We start from the raw sequence: 18,892 nt of genomic DNA on the forward strand, positions 1-18,892 counted from the left end.
GCGAGCACCGGGGCGATCGCGCGTGGGGAAGCGCGGGATCGCCCGGTGCCGGTCGAGCACGCCGGAACGCCGTCGCGAGGCGGTCAGTACTCGTCGTGGCGGCGCCACCAGGAGCTCGGCGCGTCGTCGCCGCGGCTCTCCTCCTCCCACGCCTCCTGACGCCCCAGCGGCGTGATGTCGAGGTAGCGGTGCGAGGCGAGGAACGCCTCGCCGCCGCGGCCGGAGGTGAAGTACGTCCGGTAGACGTCCTCGCCGTCGCGCAGGAACACGCTGACGCCGAAGCCCATGCCGACGCCGCAGTCCTCGGTGAAGCCGGTGCCGTGCGCGGACACCCACGGCACGTCCCAGCCCATCCGCGTCCGGTACCGCTCGATCTCCGGCAGCGTCGCCGGCGCGACGACCTTCAGGGTGACGTCGCGGGCGTGCAGGTGGGCCAGGTGCGGCAGGTTGTCGACGATCAGGGAGCAGCCGGGGCAGCCCGCCTCGTCGCCGGGGTGCAGCATGAAGTGGTAGACGATCAGCTGGCGGCGGCCGTCGAACAGGTCGAGCAGGCTGACCGGCCCGCCGGCGCTTTCGAACTGGTACTTCGCGTCGAAGCGGACCATCGGCAGCCGGCGGCGCTCGGCGGCGAGGTGGTCGCCCGCCTTCATGTGGGCCTTCTCCCGGGCCAGCAGCGCGTCGCGCGCGGCCTGCCATTCCTCCGGCGAGACGATCTCGGGCAGGGTGGCGGTCATCGGGCGTCCTTTCCTCGGAGGTGGCCGGTCAGGTCTTCGAACGCGGAGAGCCAGCCTTCCTCGTGGCCGTCGCGTTCGGCGGCGGTCGGGAAGCCGGTCTGGGTGAACGTCATCTCGGTCTTGCCCCCGAGGTCGGCGAAACCGATCGTCACGAGCGTCTCCTGCCCCTGGGCTTCCCAGGCGAAGGTGAACACGAGCCGTTCCGGGGCGCCGACCTCGCGGTAGACGCCGTGCATCCAGTGGTCTTCGCCTTCGGGGGAGTGGATGCAGGCCCGCCAGCGGCCGCCGGGGCGTGGGTCGACGGTGACGGCGGAGCAGGTGAAGCCCTGCGGACCGAACCAGCTCGCCAGGTGGTCCGGTTCGGTCCAGGCGGCGTAGACGAGTTCGCGCGGGGCGTCGAAGACGCGGGTGATGGTGAGGTCAGGCATCTCCGGTCAGCCTCCGCAGGTGGTCCTCGAGGCGGTCGAAGCCGCCCTCCCAGAACTGCCGGTAGGTCGCGACCCAGTCGGCGACGTCTTCCAGGGGTTTCGCCTCCAGCCGGCAGGGCCGCCACTGGCGCGTGCGGCCGCGGGTGATCAGCCCGGCCTGTTCGAGCACCTTCAGGTGCCGCGAAACGGCGGGCAGGCTCATCGTGAACGGTTCGGCGAGCTCGTTGACCGTCGCTTCGCCCGCCGAAAGCCGGGCGAGGATGGCGCGCCGGGTCGGGTCGGCGAGGGCGGAGAACGTGCGGCTCAGCTGGTCAGTCGTCATTTCAGCACCTTGTTAATTAACGGACTCGTTAAACATAGCGCCGAACAGGGGACTGTCAAGTTCTCCCGGTGAGCCGTGAGATCCGCGTCACGGGTCCTCGGGTTTCCAATAGTAGGAAGCCAAAGTATTTTGGAGGGATGAGCAGCGAGCTGTACCGCCCCGTGCACCCCGTCCGGTTCGTCACGGCGTCGAGCCTCTTCGACGGTCACGACGCGTCGATCAACATCATGCGGCGGATCCTGCAGTCGCAGGGCGCGGAGGTCGTCCACCTCGGCCACAACCGGTCGGTCGACGAGGTCGCCACCGCGGCCATCGCCGAGGACGTCCAGGGTGTCGCCATCTCTGCTTACCAGGGCGGCCACGTCGAGTACTTCTCCTACCTGGTGGAGCTGCTGCGCGAGCGCGGCGCCGGGCACATCAAGGTCTTCGGCGGCGGGGGCGGGGTGATCGTGCGCGAGGAGATCGAACTGCTGCACTCGCGTGGCGTCGCCCGCATCTTCTCGCCCGAGGACGGCTACGAGATGGGCCTGCCGGGCATGATCAACATGATGATCAAGGCCTGCGACGTCGACCTCGCGGCCGAGGCGCCTTCGCTGGACAAGGTGCTCTCCGGCGACGTCGCTTCGCTGTCGCGGGTCATCACCCAGCTGCAGGCCGAGAAGCTGCCCGGGGACCTGCTGAGCGGTCTCGCGGAGGCCGCGGGCAAGCGGGAGGTGCCGGTGCTCGGCATCACCGGCACCGGCGGCTCGGGCAAGTCGTCGCTCACCGACGAGCTGATCCGCCGCTTCCGCCTCGACCAGGAGGACAAGCTGCGGATCGCGGTGCTCGCCGTCGACCCGTCGCGGCGCAAGGGCGGCGGTGCGCTGCTCGGCGACCGCATCCGGATGAACTGCCTCGACGGCTCGCCGGTGTACTTCCGCTCCCTGGCGACGCGCACGACGTCCGGCGAGATCCCGGCCGGGCTGAGCGAGTCGATCCTCGCGTGCAAGGCCGCCGGGTACGACCTGGTGATCGTCGAGACGCCGGGCATCGGCCAGGGCGACGCCGGCATCGTCGACTTCGTGGACGAGTCGCTGTACGTGATGACGCCGGAGTTCGGCGCCGCGTCGCAGCTGGAGAAGATCGACATGCTCGACTTCGCCGACGTCGTCGCGATCAACAAGTTCGAGCGCCGCGGCGCCGAGGACGCCCGCCGCGACGTCGCGCGCCAGCTGGTGCGCAACCGCGAGGCCTTCTCGTCGGGCCCGGAGGACATGCCGGTGTACGGCACGAGCGCGGCGAAGTTCAACGACGACGGCGTCACCGCGCTGTACCAGCACCTGCGCGGCATGCTCGCCGAGCGCGGCCTGACCGTCTCGGCCGGCACGCTGCCGAAGGTCGAGGGCAAGGTGTCGACGGACGCGTCGACGATCATCCCGGGCAACCGGACCCGCTACCTGGCGGAGATCTCCGAGACCGTCCGCGGCTACCACGCGAAGACGCAAGCGCAGGTCGCCGCGATCCGCAAGCACGAGGCACTGGCGCTGGCGCGTGCCGAACTGTCCAAGGTGGACGCTTCCACCGACGCGCTCGACGGGCTGCTCGCCGCCGCCGAGTCCGATGTGGACGGCGAGTCGACAAAGCTCCTCGAGCGGTTCCGCGAGCTGGCCGCGGAGTACCGCCAGGACGAGCTGGTCGTCAAGATCCGCGACAAGGAGCTGCGCACGCAGCTGTGGCGCGACACGCTGTCCGGCAACCGGATCCCGCGCGTCGCCCTGCCGCGCTACGCCGAGTCCGGTGAGCTGCTGTCGTTCCTGCGCCGCGAGAACCTGCCGGGCTACTTCCCCTACACCGCAGGCGTTTTCCCCTTCAAGCGCGAGGGCGAGGACCCGGCGCGCATGTTCGCCGGCGAGGGTGACGCGTTCCGCACCAACCGCCGGTTCAAGCTGCTCTCGGCCGACTCCGAGGCCAAGCGGCTCTCGACGGCGTTCGACTCCGTGACGCTCTACGGCCACGACCCCGACACGCGCCCGGACATCTACGGCAAGGTCGGCACGTCAGGCGTCTCGATCGCGTCGCTCGAGGACATGAAGGTCCTCTACGACGGCTTCGACCTGACCGCGCCGAACACCTCGGTGTCGATGACGATCAACGGCCCGGCGCCGACGATCCTGGCCTTCTTCCTCAACACCGCGATCGACCAGAAGCTGACGGCGTTCCGCGACGAGCACGGCCGCGAGCCGTCCGACGCCGAGGCCGCCGAGCTGCGCGAGTGGGCGTTGAAGAACGTCCGCGGCACGGTGCAGGCCGACATCCTCAAGGAGGACCAGGGCCAGAACACCTGCATCTTCTCCACCGAGTTCAGCCTCCGGATGATGGCCGACATCCAGGAGTGGTTCATCGAGCACGGCGTCCGCAACTTCTACTCGGTGTCCATTTCGGGCTACCACATCGCCGAAGCCGGGGCGAACCCGATCTCGCAGCTGGCTTTCACGCTGTCGAACGGCTTCACCTACGTCGAGTCGTACCTCGCGCGCGGCATGGACATCGACGACTTCGCGCCGAACCTGTCGTTCTTCTTCTCCAACGGCATGGACGCCGAGTACTCGGTGCTCGGCCGGGTCGCGCGGCGGATCTGGGCCGTGGCCATGCGCGAGCGCTACGGCGCGAACGAGCGGTCGCAGAAGCTCAAGTACCACGTGCAGACGTCCGGGCGGTCGCTGCACGCGCAGGAGATGAGCTTCAACGACATCCGCACGACGCTGCAGGCGCTGTGCGCGCTGTACGACAACGCGAACTCCTTGCACACCAACGCGTTCGACGAGGCGATCACGACGCCGTCGGAGTCGTCGGTGCGCCGCGCGATGGCCATCCAGATGATCATCAACAAGGAGTGGGGCCTGTCGAAGAACGAGAACCCGCTGCAGGGCTCGTTCGTCATCGACGAGCTGACCGACCTGGTCGAGGAGGCCGTGCTGGCCGAGTTCGACCGGATCAGCGAGCGCGGCGGCGTGCTGGGCGCGATGGAGACGGGCTACCAGCGCGGCAAGATCCAGGACGAGTCCATCCTGTACGAGCGCAAGAAGCACGACGGCTCGCTGCCGATCATCGGCGTCAACACCTTCCGCAACCCGCGCGCGGGGGAGGACGAGGTCGAGGTCGAGCTGGCCCGGGCGACGGAGGACGAGAAGAAGTCCCAGCTGGACCGGCTCGCGGACTTCCAGCACCGCCACCACGAGGAGGCCCAGCAGGCCCTGAAGGCGCTGCGCGAGGCGGCCACCCGCGGCGGCAACCTGTTCGGGGTGCTGATGGACGCGGCGCGGGTGTGCACGCTGGGCCAGATCACGGAGGCGTTCTTCGAGGTCGGCGGCCAGTACCGGCGCAACGTCTAGCGGCGGCGCCAGAAGGTCGGCCGCCACCAGTAGAGCGCCGTCGGATCGGCCGGCCCCGGGGCCTCGGCGACGCCCCGGGGCTCGAAGTGGTCGACGGCGAGGTCGATGAGCCGCCAGCCGTCGTCGAGTGGTTCATCCGGGGCGGCCAAGCGGACGTTGCGCCGGGCATGTCGGGCCACCGCAGCTGGAGGTCGTCGTCTTCCCGGAAGCTCGGCCGGGGTGTCCACGAGGGATCACTCCGGACAGCCCGGCCGGCTTCGGTCAACTCGATTGCCGCACGGCCTTCAGCTGCCAGACCGGCACCAGTACCCGCCCGTCGGCGTCGGTGTCCAGGCGGTCCAGCTGGGCCGGGTCGTGGTCCAGGATCGCGCGGACGCTCTGGCGCAGCTCCTCCGCCGTCATCGACGTCGTGTAGACCGTCGGCTCGAGGCGCTCGATCGTCCAGTCCTTGCCGACCGTCTCGCGCAGGTTCGCCTCGCTGATCAGGTACGGCGCCGGGAACGCGTCCGGCACCTCCGGTGAGAACGCGAACAGGTGCAGCGTCGCGCCCGGGCGTGCCGCGCGGGTCAGCGCCGCGAGGTACTCACGCCGCTCGTCCTCGCTCAGGCAGTGGTACAGCGCGCTGTCGAGGACCGTGTCGAAACGTCCTTCGTAGCCTTCGAGCTTGGTCGCGTCCGCCACCGCGAAGGTGACGCCCGGCGCGCGCGTCCGGGCCTGCTCGATCGCCGACGGCGCGCCGTCCAGCCCCGTGACCCGCAGGCCGCGCGAGGCGAGGAACGCGCTGTTGTCGCCGAGGCCGCACCCGATGTCGAGCACGTCGCCGGTGAACTCGCCGGCGTCGGCCAGCGCGACGACCGCGGGCTGCGGCGCGCCGAGGTCCCACGGCATCTTGCGGCCCATCGGGGTGGTGCCCTGGTAGAGCTCTTCGAAGTCGATGTCCCGGACGTCCATGACTACCCCCTTATTCAACGTGTGATGAGATCACTTCATCCTGCACCCGCTGTCAACCCGGTGGTAGTCGTTGAGTATGAAATTCGGGATTTCGACGTTCGTGACCGACGAAGGCATCCGGCCGGACGTGCTGGGCGCGGCCCTCGAGGAGCGCGGCTTCGACTCGCTGTTCCTGGCCGAGCATTCGCACATCCCCGTCAGCCGGGAAAGCCCCTACCCCGGCGGGGGCGACCTGCCGCGCGTGTACTACCGCACGCTCGACCCGTTCGTGGCGCTCAGCGCGGCGGCCGTGGCGACGTCGGAGCTGCTGCTCGGCACCGGGATCGCGCTGCTGCCCCAGCGCGACCTGATCCACACCGCCAAGGAGGTCGCGTCGCTGGACGTCATCTCCGACGGCCGCGCGCTGTTCGGCGTCGGCGTCGGCTGGAACCGCGAGGAGATGCGCAACCACGGCACCGACCCGAAGACCCGCGGCGCGCTGATCGACGAGCAGCTGGCCGCGCTCAAGGAGATCTGGACGAAGGACGAGGCCGAGTTCCACGGCGAGCACATCGACCTCGACCCGATCTTCAGCTGGCCGAAGCCGGTGCAGAAGCCGCACGTGCCGATCTACATCGGCGGCGAGAGCGAAGCGGCGCTCAAGCGGCTCGCCAAGTACGGCGACGGCTGGCTGCTCCGGGGTTACACGAAGTACCAGGAGGCGCAGCGCGTCCGCGGCTGGCTGGCCGATCAGGGCCGCGACGACGTCCGGTTCGCGGTGTTCGGCGGCCCGACGACGCCGAAGGTGATCGACGGCTTCCGCGAGGCCGGCGTCGAGCGGTACACGTTCCTGCTGGACACGCTGCCGGAGGCGGAGACGCTCAAGGCGCTCGACGAGCTGGCGGGGGTGGCCGCCGCGCACCGCTGACCGGCGGCTACTTGTCGAGCAGCAGGTGGACCGACAGCTCGAGGCGGTTGGCGACGTCGGCGGCCGATGCGCGGCGCGTCACCCAGGCCACCAGGTTCGCCATCCAGACGTCCGCGACGACGTGGAAGATGTCGCGGTCGGCCTCGGTCGGCTCGGAGATGCCCATGGCCTGGGCGAACATGTTCTCCATCAGCCGTCCGACCTGCTCCACCTCGGCCGCGGCGGAGGTGTCGGCGAACATGAACGCCCGCACCATCGCCTCGGTCAGGTGCGGGTCGCGCTGCATCAGCCGGGTGTTGCGGCCGAGCACGAACATCAGCCGCTCGGCCGGCGTCTCGCCGGGGATCGCCTGCCGCTCCAGCTTCTCCTGCGCGCGCTCGAACTCGCGGGCGAGGCCGGAGACGAGCAGGTGGATCTTCGACGGGAAGTACCGGTACAGCGTGCCGAGCGCGACGTCGGCCTTCTCGGCGACGGCCCGCATCTGGACGGCGTCGTAGCCGCCCTTGGAGGCCAGGGCGAGGGTGGCGTCGATGATCCGGCGACGGCGGTCGCGCTGGGCGGCCGAGCCGAGCTCGTCGGCCCCGATCGCGCTCAGGCCGTTGCCGCGCGCCTTGGTCTTGCCGGGCATCGGAGTTCCCCCGTCCTTCGGAACTTGTTCCAGTTCACGACGTAGCGTACCTCGCCTGGCGAAACGTTCAACAATTGACCCACTGGCCGAAAAACTGTAACACGTTCTACACTCGCGAGTAGTGTCTAGTCCCGCGAGGAGGCCCCATGCCGGTCGCGCTCACCGAGGAACAGGCCGCGCTGGCCGAGGCGATCCACGCCTGGTCCGCCGCGCACCACCCGCGAGAGGCGGTGCGGGCGGCGGAAACTCCGCCGGCGGCCGGGGTTCCGGCGGGCTTCGCCGGGCTCGGCCTGTTCGGCGTCGCCCTGCCGGCGGCGGTCGGCGGCGCCGAGGGGAGTATCGCCGATCTGGCCGCCGGGCTGGCCGCGGCGGCGGAAGAACTCGTTCCCGGTCCGGTGCTCGGTACCGCGTTGGGTGGTCTCCTGCTCGCGGAGATCCCGGCGGCGAAAGAGCTCCTCGAAGCGGTCGCCGAGGGCGACGCCACGATCGCCGTGGTGCTGGACCCGCTCGAGGACGGCGTCAGCGGGCCCGTCCCCGGCGCCGGTCCGGAGTCCTGGCTGCTCGTGCCGGTCGACGGCGGCCACGTGCTGCTCGCGCCCGGGACGCCCGGGGTGACCGTCGAGCCGCTGCCGCCGTTCGACTTCTCGCGTCCGCTCGCGCGGATCCGGCTCTCCGGGATCCACGGCGACGTCCTGACGCTGCCGCCGGTGCTTCCGTTGGCGGCCACGGTGGCTGCGGCCGAGGCGGCGGGAGTGGCGCGGCGGTGCCTGACCATCGCCGTCGAGTACGCCAAGGTCCGCGAGCAGTTCGGCCGGCCGATCGGCGGGTTCCAGGCGGTCAAGCACCTGTGCGCGGAGATGCTGTGCCGCGCCGAAGCGGCCGAAGCGCTGGCCTGGGACGCGGCTTCCGGGCAGCACCCGCTTTCGGTCGCCAGTGCGGCCGCCGTCGCCCTCGACGCGGCCGTCGCCAACGCCAAGGACTGCGTCCAGGTGCTCGGCGGGATCGGGTTCACCTGGGAGCACGACGCGCACCTCTACCTGCGCCGGGCCGTGGCGCTGCGGCAGTGGCTCGGCGGCTCGGGTCCGTGGCGCCGTCAGGCGGCTTCGCTGGCTTTGGCCGGGACCGAACGGACTTTGGGCGTCAACGTCGGAGAAGACCCCGCGCTGGCGGAGGAAGTGGCGCGGATCGCGGCGCTGCCCGCGTCGTCGCAACGGGTTGCCTTGGCCGACGCCGGGCTGCTGACGCCGCACTGGCCCGCCCCCTACGGCCGGGGCGCCGACGCCGCGGAGCAGCTGCGGATCGACGGCGCGCTCGCCGCGGCCGGGGTGCACCGCCCGGACCTGGTGATCGGGGCGTGGGCGGTGCCGACGATCCTCGAGCACGGCAGCGACGAGCAGCGCGCCCGGTTCGCCCGGCCGACCCTGCGGGGCGAGCTCACGTGGTGCCAGCTGTTCAGCGAGCCCGGCGCGGGGTCGGACCTGGCGTCGCTGCGGACGGCGGCGCGGCGCGTCGACGGCGGCTGGCGACTGACCGGGCAGAAGGTGTGGACGTCGTTGGCGCGCGAAGCCGACTGGGGGATCTGCCTCGCGCGGACCGATCCGGACGCGCCCAAGCACCAGGGGATCACGTACTTCCTGGTCGACATGCGTGCCGAGGGCATCACGACGCGGCCGCTGCGGGAGATCACCGGGGAGGCCGTGTTCAACGAGGTGTTCCTCGACGACGTGTTCGTCCCGGACGCCGACGTGGTCGGCACGCCGGGTGGCGGCTGGCGGCTGGCGCGCACGACGCTGGCCAACGAGCGGGTGGCCATCGGGAGCGGCTCGGCGGTGGGGGAGAGCGTCCAGTCGCTGGTGTCCACAGTGGACGCTTCGGCGTTGGACGACGTCGCCCTGGACCGGCTCGGCTCCTTGGTGGCCGATGGCGTCGCCGGATCCGTGCTCGACCTGCGGGCGGCCCTGCGCCGGCTGGAGGGGCAGGACCCGGGCGCGGAGTCGAGCGTGCGGAAGCTGCTCGGGGTGTCGCACCGGCAGGACGTCGCGGAATTCGCGCTGGAGCTGGCGGGGGCGGGGGCACTGGTCGCGGACGGCCCGGCGCAGCACGAGTTCCTGCTGACGCGGTGTCTGTCCATCGCGGGCGGCACGACGCAGGTGCTGCGGTCGTTGACGGCGGAACGGCTCCTGGGGCTGCCGCGGTGATCTCGGGGTGATCTCCGCGTGAGCTTCGGAGGGCGCGAAAGGACCGTTCGCGCCGTCGGTCCCGAAACTGTCGGGGGCGTGTTCTAGCGTTGCCGTCGTGGAGTTCAGCGCAGACACCCGGGCCACCTACCTTCCCGCGGATCCCCCGCGGGACGGCGTGCTGGCCTTGTGGGGCGACGACGTGGCCGGCGGGACCACGATCGAGCTCGTGCTGCCCCGGGGCGCCAAGTTCGCGCGGACGAAGGTCGAGGCGGAGCTGGTGCCGCTCGAACGCGCCCTGCCCCGGCTCCTGTCCGTGGGGGAGGAGGCGAGCCCGGCCGTCGCGGCGTGGTCGGCGGCGGTCAACGCGGGGGTGAACCTCGTCGCGCGCGGGCGGCTGCGGCCCGCCGTCTCCCCGGCCGGGGCGGCGGCGTGGCGGATCGGGCCGCTGGACGCGGCCGACGAAGAGCTGCTGCGCGGTCTCGCCGGTGCCTTGCCGCCGGAGGCGTACGCGCTGCCGTTGACCGGGCTGAAACGCATCCGCCTGCACTCGCCGGACTCCCTGGTCCGCGCGCTCTGGGACGCGACGGCCGACCTGCTGGCGCGCAGCCCGGCGGCCCCGGTCGGCGCGGGCGACCCGGCGTTCGCGGCGCGCGAACCGGCGCTGCTCGGCCCGGACGGCGCGGCTTGGCTGGCGGAGCTGGAGGCCCGCGAACCCCGCGGCGTCCAGGTGCTGCTGCGCGTCGAGGGGCTGGACGACGACTCGTTCGCCGGGGTGCTGGCGGTGCGCAGCATGGCGGAGCCGAGCCTGGTGGTGGAGGCGTCGACGCTGTGGGACGCGCCGGACGCGGTGCTGAGCCGTCTCGGCGACCAGGTGGAGACCCAGCTGCTGCTCGGCCTCCGCCGCGGCGCGCGGGCGTGGGCGCCGTTGGAGCGGGTGCTGGCCCAGCCGGCGCCGGCGTCGCTGGCGCTGTCCGACGACGAGGTCGTCGACCTCCTCACCGACGGCGCGCGCGAGCTGGGCGGCGCCGGCATCGAGGTGCTGTGGTCGAAGGGGCTGTTCGCGGGCGAGGTGAAGGCGAAGGCGAGCGCGACCCAGGCGCCGGCGAGCGTGACGGAGGCGGAGTTCGCGCTGCGGAGCCTGCTGGAGTTCCGCTGGCAGCTCAGCCTGGGTGGCGAGCAGCTGACGCCGGCCGAGGTCGCGGCGCTGGCCGAAGCGAAGCGGCCGTTGGTGCGGCTGCGTGGCCAATGGGTGCGGGTGGACCCGCAGCTGCTGGCTCGCGTGCGCGGCCGGACCCGGAAGCTGGAGGCGGGCGAGGCCCTGGCGGCGGCGCTGACGGGCGAGCTGGAACTCGACGGCGAGCGGGTGGAGTTCACCGCCCCGCCGGTGCTGGGCGACTTGGTCGCGCGGATCCGTGACCGGGCGTCGGAGGAGGTGGCGCCACCGGCCGGGCTGAGGGCGACGTTGCGGCCGTACCAGCAGGCGGGGGTCGCGTGGCTGGCCACGATGACGGGGCTGGGCTTGGGAGCGTGCCTGGCCGACGACATGGGGCTGGGCAAGACGATCCAGCTGATCGCGCTGCACCTGCACCGCCGACAGCTGGCGGCCGCCGATCGCGGAGTGCTCGATGAAGCTTCGGTCGTGCTGGCGGATGGTCTCGAAGTCGAATCGTCGGCTGACCCCGCTGCCACCACGACCACCGCCGGCCCCACCCTCGTCCTCTGCCCGACCTCCCTCCTCGGCAACTGGGAACGCGAGTTCGCCCGCTTCGCCCCCGGCATCCCCGTCCGGCGGTTCCACGGCGGCAGCCGCCACCTCGACGATCTCGCCCCCGACGAGGTCGTCCTCGCCACCTACGGCGTCCTCCGGCGCGACCGTGAAACACTGTCCGAAGTGGACTGGGGACTCGTCGCCGCCGATGAGGCGCAGCACGTCAAGAACCCGCTCTCCGCCACCGCCAAGGAACTGCGCAAGATTCCCGCCCGCGCCAAGGTCGCCCTCACCGGCACTCCCGTCGAGAACCGGCTCACCGAACTGTGGTCCATTGTGGACTGGACCACCCCCGGCCTGCTCGGCCCGCTCGACCGCTTCCGCCGCACGGTCGCGCGCCCCATCGAACGCGACCGCGACAAGGCCGTCACCGAACGGCTGGCCGCCACCGTGCGGCCGTTCCTGCTGCGGCGGCGCAAGTCCGATCCGGACATCGCCCCGGAGCTGCCGCCCAAGACCGAGACCGACCGGTTCGTCCCGCTCACCGCCGAGCAGACCACGCTCTACGAAGCCGTCGTGCGCGAGAACCTGGCCGAGATCCGCGAGAAGCAGGGCGTCGAACGGCGCGGGCAGGTCCTGCGGCTGCTCACCGAGCTCAAGCAGATCTGCAACCACCCGGCCCAGTTCCTCAAGGAACCGCACGGCGCGCTCACCGGCCGGTCCGGCAAGCTCGCCGCGTTCGAAGAACTGGTGGACGTCATCCTCGACGAGGGCGAGAGCGTGCTCGTCTTCAGCCAGTACGTCCAGCTCTGCCGCCTGCTCGAACGACGCCTCACCGAGCGCGGCCTGCCCACCGAGCTGCTCTCCGGCGAAAGCTCGCCCGCGAAACGCCAGGACATGGTCGACCGGTTCCAGGCCGGCGAGATCCCCGTCTTCCTGCTCTCGCTCAAGGCGGGCGGCGTCGGGCTCAACCTGACCCGCGCCACCCACGTCATCCACTACGACCGCTGGTGGAACCCGGCCGTCGAGGACCAGGCGACCGACCGCGCCTACCGCATCGGGCAAGACCGGCCGGTCCAGGTCCACCGGCTCATCGCCGAAGGCACCCTCGAAGAGCGGATCGCGCAGGTCCTGGAAAAGAAGCGCGGGCTGGCGGAGTCGATCGTCGGCGCGGGGGAGGACTGGATCACCGAGCTCTCCGACGACGAGCTCGCCGACCTCGTCCGCCTCGGGAGCGGGTGATGCCGCCGAGGCGCACCTTCGGCACGACGTGGTGGGGCCGCGCCTGGGTCGACGCCCTGGAGCAGCGCGCCAAGCTCGACCCGAACCGGCTGCCGCGCGGACGGACGTACGCGCGCAAGGGCACGGTCAGCGAGCTGCACTTCGGCGCCGGGGAGATGACGGCGCGGGTGCGCGGCAGCCGGCCGGAGCCGTACAAGGTGACCATCACCATGCGCACCTTCACCGACGGCGAGTGGGACACCCTGCTCGGCGTGGTCGGCACGCAGCTCGGTCACGCGGCCGCCCTGCTCGACGGCGAACTGCCCGCCGCCCTGGCCGAGCAGGCCCGCGAGGCGGGCGCCGACCTGCTGCCCGGCCCGGGCGACCTGCGGCCGCGGTGCTCGTGCCCGGACTCGGCGAACCCGTGCAAGCACGTCGCCGCGGTGTACTACCTGGTCGCCGACGAGGTGGACCGCGACCCGTTCACGCTGTTCCTGCTGCGCGGACGCCCCCGGGCCGACGTCCTGGCCGAGCTGCGGGCCCGCCGCTCCCCGGCGCGCGGCGAGAAACCGAAGCTGCCGAAGCGCGTAGACGAGGGGCTCACACCTCGCGCGGCCTACGCACGCCGTCCGGCCGCAATCCCGGCGCTGCCCCCGCCGCCGCGGGTGGCCGGGCCCCCGGCGGTCCTGGACCTGGATCCCCCACCGAGCACGGGCTGGACGGCGGCAGCGCTGGCCGGCCTGGCGGCCGACGCGGCGTCGCTGGCCCGAGACCTCCTGGTCGCCGGCGCGACGGCGGCCGAGCTGACGTTCGAGGAAGACTTGGCCCGCCGAGCCTCGACGCGCTCGGCCGCGGAGGCGGCCGCCTTGGCAACGGCGGCGGGAGTGCCACCGCGCGACTTGACGAGGTGGGCGGAGGCCTGGCGCGAAGCAGGCCGCGACGGCTTGGCGGCGTTGCGGGAGACGTGGCAGCCGGGCCCAGGACCCTTGGCGGAGGCCGAAGCCATCTTGGCCGAGGCCGGACTGCCGGGAACACCCAAGGTCTGGCGAAATCGCCTGACTCAAGGGGACTTACAGCTGCGCTACGGCCGCGACGCCCGCTGGTATCGCTTCACCCGCGCAGGCACGGAGTGGCGCCTCGACGGCCCACCGTCGGCCAGCCCGGTGGATTTGGCCTACTGATCGGCCGCCGCTGGACGCCGTGGCCGCCGCCAGCGGCCGAAAGCGCGCAACCGCTCGGCCAACGGTCGCGCGAGTCCGGCCCCGGCTAGCGGTTCTCGGTTTTCCAAGCGTTGTAAGTGAAGTCCAAGAACCGCGCCACCCCGCGCACCACGTGCGCACTCCGCACCGAAGTGAACACATCGAACGCGTGCTGCGCCCCGGCCAGCTCGGCGTAAGCCACCGGCTGGCGCGACTTCTCCCGCAACCGCCGCACGAACTCCCTCGCCTCGCGCACCGGCACCAGCGAGTCGTCCCGTCCGTGGATCACGAAGAACGGCGGTGCGTCCGAAGAAATCCGGTCCAACGGCGAAGCCGCGATGTAGTCGTCGAGATGCTGCACCGGGTCGCGGTCCGCCGCGAACACCCGTCGCGCGATCAAGCTCTCCAGCCGGTACTGGCTGGCTCGCGACCCCGTCGTCGCCGCGAAGTCGTACACCCCGTAGTGCGGCACGCACGCCTGCACGCTCGTGTCCACGTCCTCGAACTCGGGCTGCAACGCCGGGTCGTTCTGGGACAACGCCAGCAGTGCCGACAAGTGGCCGCCCGCCGAACCGCCCGTCACCGCCACGAAATCCGGGTCGCCGCCGTACGAAGCGATCGAAGAACGGATCCACGCCAGCGCCTGCTTGGCCGCCACGATGTGCGCCGGCCAGCGGTGGGTCGGGGACAGCGGGTAGTTGATCGCCACGCACACCCAGCCGCGGCGCGCCAGGTAGCGCATCAGCGGCCGGCCCTGCTCCTCCTTGTTGCCGATCACCCACGCGCCGCCGTGGACCTGCAGCAGTACCGGCGCGCCCGTGACCGGCGAAGACGGGCGGTACACGTCCAGCAGGAACCGCTTGCCGCCCGGGGCGTAGGCGATGTTGCGGTCGACCCGCACGTCCGGCGCGCCCATCCGGAACGGCAGCGCCAGCTCACCCCACGGCAGCCCGAGGTCGGAGCGGCCCAGCTCGGCCGCGTAGTCCTCGCCCAGCGCCTCGGTCAGCGCGTTCTCGATCTCTTCGCGAGCGCCGTGTCCCGTCCGGACCAGCGCCGCCAGCCCGGCCGCGGACGCCGCGGCCATCGCCAGCCCCGCCTGCGTCGACCGGTCGCGGACGCCGTGGCGGGCCACGTGGACCAGGGAGTCCGCCGCCGTCAGCGCCAGGAACTGGGGCGCCAGCTCGCTGGTCAGCCAGCCCGCGAAGAACGCCGGGATCGTCGTCCGGCGGGCTCGCAGGGGCCGGAGCGCGTTCGCCGTGAGACCGAGCTGGACCGCGCGACGGATCAGGAAGTTCGGCTGCACCAGCGTGATGATACCGGCGAGTAGGGTGACGCGCCGCTCGCCGGAAGTGGCTTACCCTGATCGCCATGCAGAGACTGAGCGGCCTCGACGCGAGCTTCCTCTACCTCGAGACGTCGTCCCAGGTCCTGCACGTCTGCGGGCTGCTCGTCCTCGACGGCTCGACCGTCCCCGGCGGCTACAGCTTCGCCAAGCTCAAGGACGAGCTCGACCGGCGGGTGAGGGTGATCCCGGCGTTCCGTCGCAAACTGCACAATCCGGTCTGGAACATCGGGCATCCCGTGTGGGTCGAAGACGAGGACTTCGACCTCGACCACCACGTGCACCGCATCGGCGTCCCGGCCCCCGGCGACCGCGCCGAGCTGGCCGAGCTCTGCGCGCACATCGCCGGCCAGCAGCTCGACCGCGCGTTCCCGCTCTGGCAGCTGTACGTCATCGAAGGCCTGGCCGACGGGCAGCTCGCGGTGCTGCTGAAGATGCACCACGCGAGCGTCGACGGCGTGAGCGGCGCGAGCCTGATCACCTACCTGGCCGGGCTCGAGCCCGACGCGCCGATGCCGGAGGTCGAGGCGCCGCGCAACCCCGCGCTGCCGTCACCGGTGCAGCTGCTGCGCACCGGCGTCGAGAGCATCGCCCGACGCCCCGCCGAGGTCGCCCGGCTGCTGCCGGACCTGCTCGGGCTCGTTCCGCGGTGGCTCGGCAAAGCCTTGCGCGGCAAGGGGATGCCGGTCCCGTTCACCGCGCCGCGGACGTCGCTCAACGGCACGATCACCGGCCACCGCAGCGTCGCCTTCGCCCAGCTCGACCTCGACGACGTCAAGGCGGTCAAGAACGCCTTCGGCGTCACGGTGAACGACGTCGTGCTCGCGCTCGTCGCCGGCGCCCTGCGGAACTTCCTCGAAGCACGCGGCGAACTGCCGGAAGACCCGCTGGTGGCGACCGTCCCGGTCTCGGTGCACGACCGGACCGAACGCGACCACGGCAGCAACAAGGTGTCCGCGTTCTTCGCCTCGCTCCCGACGCACCTCGACGACCCGGCCGCGCGCGTGTTCTTCCTCGCCGAGGCCAACCGGCTGTCCAAGGACCACCACTACGACATCGACGCCGACATGCTGCAGGACTGGGCGCAGTTCTCCGCGGCCACGATGTTCGGCCTGGCCGTGCGCGCGTACTCGGCGCTGCGCCTGGCCGAGAAGCACCCGGTGGTGCACAACCTGGTCGTCTCCAACGTGCCCGGCCCGCCGATGCCGCTCTACCTGCTCGGCGCGCGGATCACCGGCTTCTACCCGCTCGGCCCGGTCTTCCACGGCGCCGGGCTGAACATCACGGTGCTGTCCAACGCCGGCAAGGTGCACGTCGGCCTGCTCGGCGCGCGGGAGCTCGTCAAGGACCTCTGGCCGCTGGCCGACGCGCTCCCGGAGGCGCTGGCCGAGCTGCTCAAGGCCGCGGGCTGAGCACCACGACCGGGATCTCCCGCTCGGTCCACGCCTGGTACTTCGCGAAGTCGGCGTAGAGCTCGACCAGCCGAGGCCACAGCTCCGCGCGTTCGTCCGGACCGGCCACGTGCGCCGTGACGTCGACGTTCCGCCGTCCCTTGAGGTGGATGCGGGTCTCGGGGTGCGCCAGCAGGTTGCGGTACCACTGCGGGTGCTTCGGCAGCCCACCCTGCGAGCCGACGATGACGACGTCCTCGCCCGAGCGCAGGTACAGCAACGGCGTGGTGAACAGCCGGCCGGACTTGCGCCCGCGGTGCTCCAGCAGCAGCGTCGGCACCGGCTTGCGGAACCCCGCCCCGATCCGCCACGTGCTGCCGACGCGCCCGCCGGTCAGCCGGAAGACCGCGACCTGGGCTTTCGCGCCGTACTTCATGACCTTCGCCGTCACGGGCGAGTCGAGACCGCCGGGTTTCTCGTCGGGCAGGCTGAAGCGTCCCATCGATGTTCCTTCCTCACAGGGAGTGGACGGCGGCGAGCAGCGCGGGCACCCAGCGGTCGGCGGCCAGGACGCAGGCGGCGTGCCCGGCCGCGACCTCGTACGTCGCGGCGCCCGGGATCCGGCGGGCCAGCGACCGCTGGTGGTCGGGGGAGATGAACCGGTCCTTCGTGGTCACGACGACGGCCGCGGGCAGCCGCAGCGTCGGGAGCCACGGCGTCGAGTCGAACCGGCCGATCTCGTCGACGGCGACCGCGATCTCCCACGGCGTGGTCGACCGGAACTCCCGCAGCCCCCATCGGTAGTCCTCGACGCGCCGCGGCGGTGCCCCGGGCGCCACCGGGAGCTTCACGCGCTCGCGCAGCTGCCGCAGCGTCCGGCCGAACACGTCGAGCGCGACGCGCTGGCGCAGCCCGCGGCGGAAGTTGCTCGCGGTCGAGCAGAGGACCAGTCCGGTAACACGTTCTGGTTCTGCGCGGGCGACGAGCTGGGCCACCATCCCGCCCATCGAGTACCCGGCGAGCGCGAAGCGGGCGATGCCGAGCGCGTCCGCGACGGCGGTGACGTCCTCGGCGCAGTCGCCGAGCCGGAACTCCGGCGACCGGATGCCGCGGCCGTGCCAGCGCTGGTCGAACACGACGACGCGGTGGTCGCGCGCCAGCCGGTCGAGGGCGGGGTACCAGGTCAGCAGGCCCGTGCAGGCCACCGAATGCAGCAGGACGAGCGCGGGCGCGTCCCGCGGCCCGACGTCGGTGACGACGGTCCGGCCGCGCCCGGGCAGGTCGAGGGGGACCGGGTCGGGCACGCCGGCGGTCGGCGGCACGGTGATCAGTCGGCGGCGCGCGCCGCCGCGTTCGGTCACCGCCATCCAGGTCCTCCGCCGGGGGTTGCCGTACCGACCTTTTCCGGTTAAGACTAGAACAGGTTTCAGTATTGCGCCGAACCCGGAGGGACGGGCGTGGACTTCACCCTTGACGATACGCAGACGGAGATCGCCGCCCTCGCCGCCAAAGTCCTGGGCACCGAGGACGATCCGTGGCGTGCCCTGGCGTCTTCGGGCCTGCTGGCCCTCGCGCTCCCGCCCGACCTCGAAGGTGACGGCCTGGGCGTCGCCGAGGTCGCGCAGGTCCTCACCGAGGTCGGCCGCGCCGCCGCGCCGGTGCCCGCCTACGCCACGCTCGCCCTGGGCGTCCTGCCGATCGAGACGCTCGGCACCCCGGCGCAGCGCGCGGAGCTCCTCCCGCCGGTCGCCGCGGGGGAGGCGCTGCTCACCGCGGCCCTGAACGAGCCGTCCGCCCCGCTCGCCGGCGAGCCCGCCACGACCGCGCGGGCGGCCAACGGGAAGTGGCTGCTCAACGGCGTCAAGACCGCCGTCCCGTACGCCGCCGAAGCCGGCCGGATCCTCACGCCCGTGTCGACCCCGCACGGCACCGCCGTCTACCTCGTCGACCCACGCGCCGACGGCGTCACGCTCGTCCCGACAGCCACGTCGGCGGGGACGCCGGAGTGCACCGTGCGCCTGGACGACGTCGCCGTCGAGGAGACCGACCTGCTGTTCGACCGCGGTGCCGTCGCGGCCCTGCACCGCTTCGCGCTCGCCGGCGCGCTCGCGGTCGGGGACGGGCTCCTGGCCGGCGCGCTGGCCCTGACCGTCAAGCACGTGGGCGAACGCACCCAGTTCGGCCGGCCGCTGGCGACCTTCCAGGCGGTGGCGGGCCAGATCGCCGACGTCTACGTGGCCGCCCGGACCGTCCACCTGGCCGTGACGTCCGCGGTGTGGCGGCTGGCGTCCGGCCTCGACGCGGACGCCGAACTCGACGTCGCCGCGTACTGGTTCGCGACCCAGGCGCCGGTGGCGCTGGCGACTTGCCACCACCTGCACGGCGGCGTCGGCGTCGACGAAACCTATCCACTGCACCGGTATTCGTCGCAGGTCAAGGATCTCGGCCGGGCGCTCGGCGGCGCCGCGCACCGGCTCGGCAGGCTCGGCGAACGAGTGGCGGGGTGAGCG

16 protein-coding genes are annotated in these 18,892 nt (G+C 72.1%); 7 read left to right on the forward strand and 9 right to left on the reverse strand.

Going from position 1 to position 18,892, the window contains the following annotated elements; all coding sequences use genetic code 11:
- Window positions 1-83 precede the first annotated feature (83 nt).
- From ACIRSS_RS01800 to ACIRSS_RS01810, 3 genes are read right to left on the reverse strand one after another with little or no spacing between them, the layout of a single operon-like run.
- Window positions 84-734, reverse strand: a complete 651-nt coding sequence (locus tag ACIRSS_RS01800; protein WP_400889483.1) for a DUF899 domain-containing protein — start codon at window positions 732-734, stop codon at window positions 84-86.
- The gene (locus tag ACIRSS_RS01805; protein ID WP_400889485.1) at window positions 731-1,162 is read right to left on the reverse strand and encodes an SRPBCC domain-containing protein; all 432 of its coding nucleotides are present in this window, start codon (window positions 1,160-1,162) and stop codon (window positions 731-733) included. Before ACIRSS_RS01805 ends, ACIRSS_RS01800 begins: the two co-directional genes overlap by 4 nt.
- Entirely contained in the window at window positions 1,155-1,484 is a 330-nt protein-coding gene (locus ACIRSS_RS01810; RefSeq protein WP_400880801.1) for an ArsR/SmtB family transcription factor, read from the reverse strand. Before ACIRSS_RS01810 ends, ACIRSS_RS01805 begins: the two co-directional genes overlap by 8 nt.
- Window positions 1,485-1,621: 137 nt before the next feature.
- On the opposite strand from ACIRSS_RS01810, the gene icmF reads away from it, so the two are divergent.
- Window positions 1,622-4,855: a fused isobutyryl-CoA mutase/GTPase IcmF gene (gene icmF, locus ACIRSS_RS01815; RefSeq protein ID WP_400889487.1), complete on the forward strand. Its 3,234-nt coding sequence runs from the start codon at window positions 1,622-1,624 to the stop codon at window positions 4,853-4,855.
- On the opposite strand, the gene ACIRSS_RS01820 is transcribed toward icmF, so the two are convergent.
- Together ACIRSS_RS01820 and ACIRSS_RS01825 are read right to left on the reverse strand one after the other, a co-directional pair.
- The gene (locus tag ACIRSS_RS01820) at window positions 4,852-5,034 is read right to left on the reverse strand and encodes a hypothetical protein (protein ID WP_400889489.1); all 183 of its coding nucleotides are present in this window, start codon (window positions 5,032-5,034) and stop codon (window positions 4,852-4,854) included. The two genes, icmF and ACIRSS_RS01820, sit on opposite strands and share 4 nt — an antisense overlap.
- 82 nt (window positions 5,035-5,116) lie before the next feature.
- A complete protein-coding gene (locus ACIRSS_RS01825; protein WP_400889491.1) occupies window positions 5,117-5,806 on the reverse strand; it encodes a class I SAM-dependent methyltransferase in 690 nt (229 codons plus the stop codon).
- A gap of 76 nt (window positions 5,807-5,882) precedes the next feature.
- Here ACIRSS_RS01825 and ACIRSS_RS01830 point away from each other — a divergent pair, with 76 nt between their 5' ends.
- On the forward strand, window positions 5,883-6,713 hold the full coding sequence (locus ACIRSS_RS01830) for an LLM class F420-dependent oxidoreductase (RefSeq protein ID WP_400889493.1): 831 nt from the start codon (window positions 5,883-5,885) through the stop codon (window positions 6,711-6,713).
- A 7-nt stretch (window positions 6,714-6,720) separates the two neighbouring features.
- On the opposite strand, the gene kstR is transcribed toward ACIRSS_RS01830, so the two are convergent.
- Complete coding sequence (kstR, locus tag ACIRSS_RS01835; RefSeq protein ID WP_400889495.1) at window positions 6,721-7,341, reverse strand: cholesterol catabolism transcriptional regulator KstR; 621 nt, start codon at window positions 7,339-7,341, stop codon at window positions 6,721-6,723.
- A gap of 146 nt (window positions 7,342-7,487) precedes the next feature.
- On the opposite strand from kstR, the gene ACIRSS_RS01840 reads away from it, so the two are divergent.
- The 3 genes from ACIRSS_RS01840 (at window position 7,488) to ACIRSS_RS01850 (ending at window position 13,631) form a co-directional block, all read left to right on the forward strand.
- On the forward strand, window positions 7,488-9,539 hold the full coding sequence (locus tag ACIRSS_RS01840; RefSeq protein WP_400889497.1) for an acyl-CoA dehydrogenase family protein: 2,052 nt from the start codon (window positions 7,488-7,490) through the stop codon (window positions 9,537-9,539).
- 97 nt (window positions 9,540-9,636) lie between these two features.
- Entirely contained in the window at window positions 9,637-12,471 is a 2,835-nt protein-coding gene (locus ACIRSS_RS01845; protein ID WP_400889499.1) for a DEAD/DEAH box helicase, read from the forward strand.
- Entirely contained in the window at window positions 12,471-13,631 is a 1,161-nt protein-coding gene (locus ACIRSS_RS01850; protein ID WP_400889501.1) for an SWIM zinc finger family protein, read from the forward strand. The genes ACIRSS_RS01845 and ACIRSS_RS01850 overlap by 1 nt, the downstream gene beginning before the upstream one ends.
- A gap of 85 nt (window positions 13,632-13,716) precedes the next feature.
- Here the strand turns inward: ACIRSS_RS01850 and ACIRSS_RS01855 are convergent, their stop codons facing one another.
- Entirely contained in the window at window positions 13,717-14,952 is a 1,236-nt protein-coding gene (locus ACIRSS_RS01855; RefSeq protein WP_400889503.1) for an alpha/beta hydrolase, read from the reverse strand.
- A 65-nt stretch (window positions 14,953-15,017) separates the two neighbouring features.
- Here ACIRSS_RS01855 and ACIRSS_RS01860 point away from each other — a divergent pair, with 65 nt between their 5' ends.
- The gene (locus tag ACIRSS_RS01860; protein ID WP_400889505.1) at window positions 15,018-16,403 is read left to right on the forward strand and encodes a wax ester/triacylglycerol synthase family O-acyltransferase; all 1,386 of its coding nucleotides are present in this window, start codon (window positions 15,018-15,020) and stop codon (window positions 16,401-16,403) included.
- On the opposite strand, the gene ACIRSS_RS01865 is transcribed toward ACIRSS_RS01860, so the two are convergent.
- Both ACIRSS_RS01865 and ACIRSS_RS01870 read right to left on the reverse strand, forming a co-directional pair.
- Window positions 16,387-16,884 carry a nitroreductase family deazaflavin-dependent oxidoreductase gene (locus ACIRSS_RS01865; protein ID WP_400889507.1) on the reverse strand — a complete coding sequence of 166 codons (498 nt, stop codon included), beginning with the start codon at window positions 16,882-16,884 and terminating at the stop codon, window positions 16,387-16,389. The genes ACIRSS_RS01860 and ACIRSS_RS01865 overlap by 17 nt on opposite strands.
- 13 nt (window positions 16,885-16,897) lie before the next feature.
- The gene (locus ACIRSS_RS01870; protein WP_400889509.1) at window positions 16,898-17,749 is read right to left on the reverse strand and encodes an alpha/beta fold hydrolase; all 852 of its coding nucleotides are present in this window, start codon (window positions 17,747-17,749) and stop codon (window positions 16,898-16,900) included.
- 90 nt (window positions 17,750-17,839) lie between these two features.
- Here ACIRSS_RS01870 and ACIRSS_RS01875 point away from each other — a divergent pair, with 90 nt between their 5' ends.
- Window positions 17,840-18,889: an acyl-CoA dehydrogenase family protein gene (locus tag ACIRSS_RS01875; RefSeq protein WP_400889511.1), complete on the forward strand. Its 1,050-nt coding sequence runs from the start codon at window positions 17,840-17,842 to the stop codon at window positions 18,887-18,889.
- The last annotated feature ends 3 nt before the right edge of the window (window positions 18,890-18,892 follow it).

This window comes from Amycolatopsis sp. NPDC101161, assembly GCF_044768185.1.
Taxonomy (GTDB): Bacteria; Actinomycetota; Actinomycetes; order Mycobacteriales; family Pseudonocardiaceae; genus Amycolatopsis.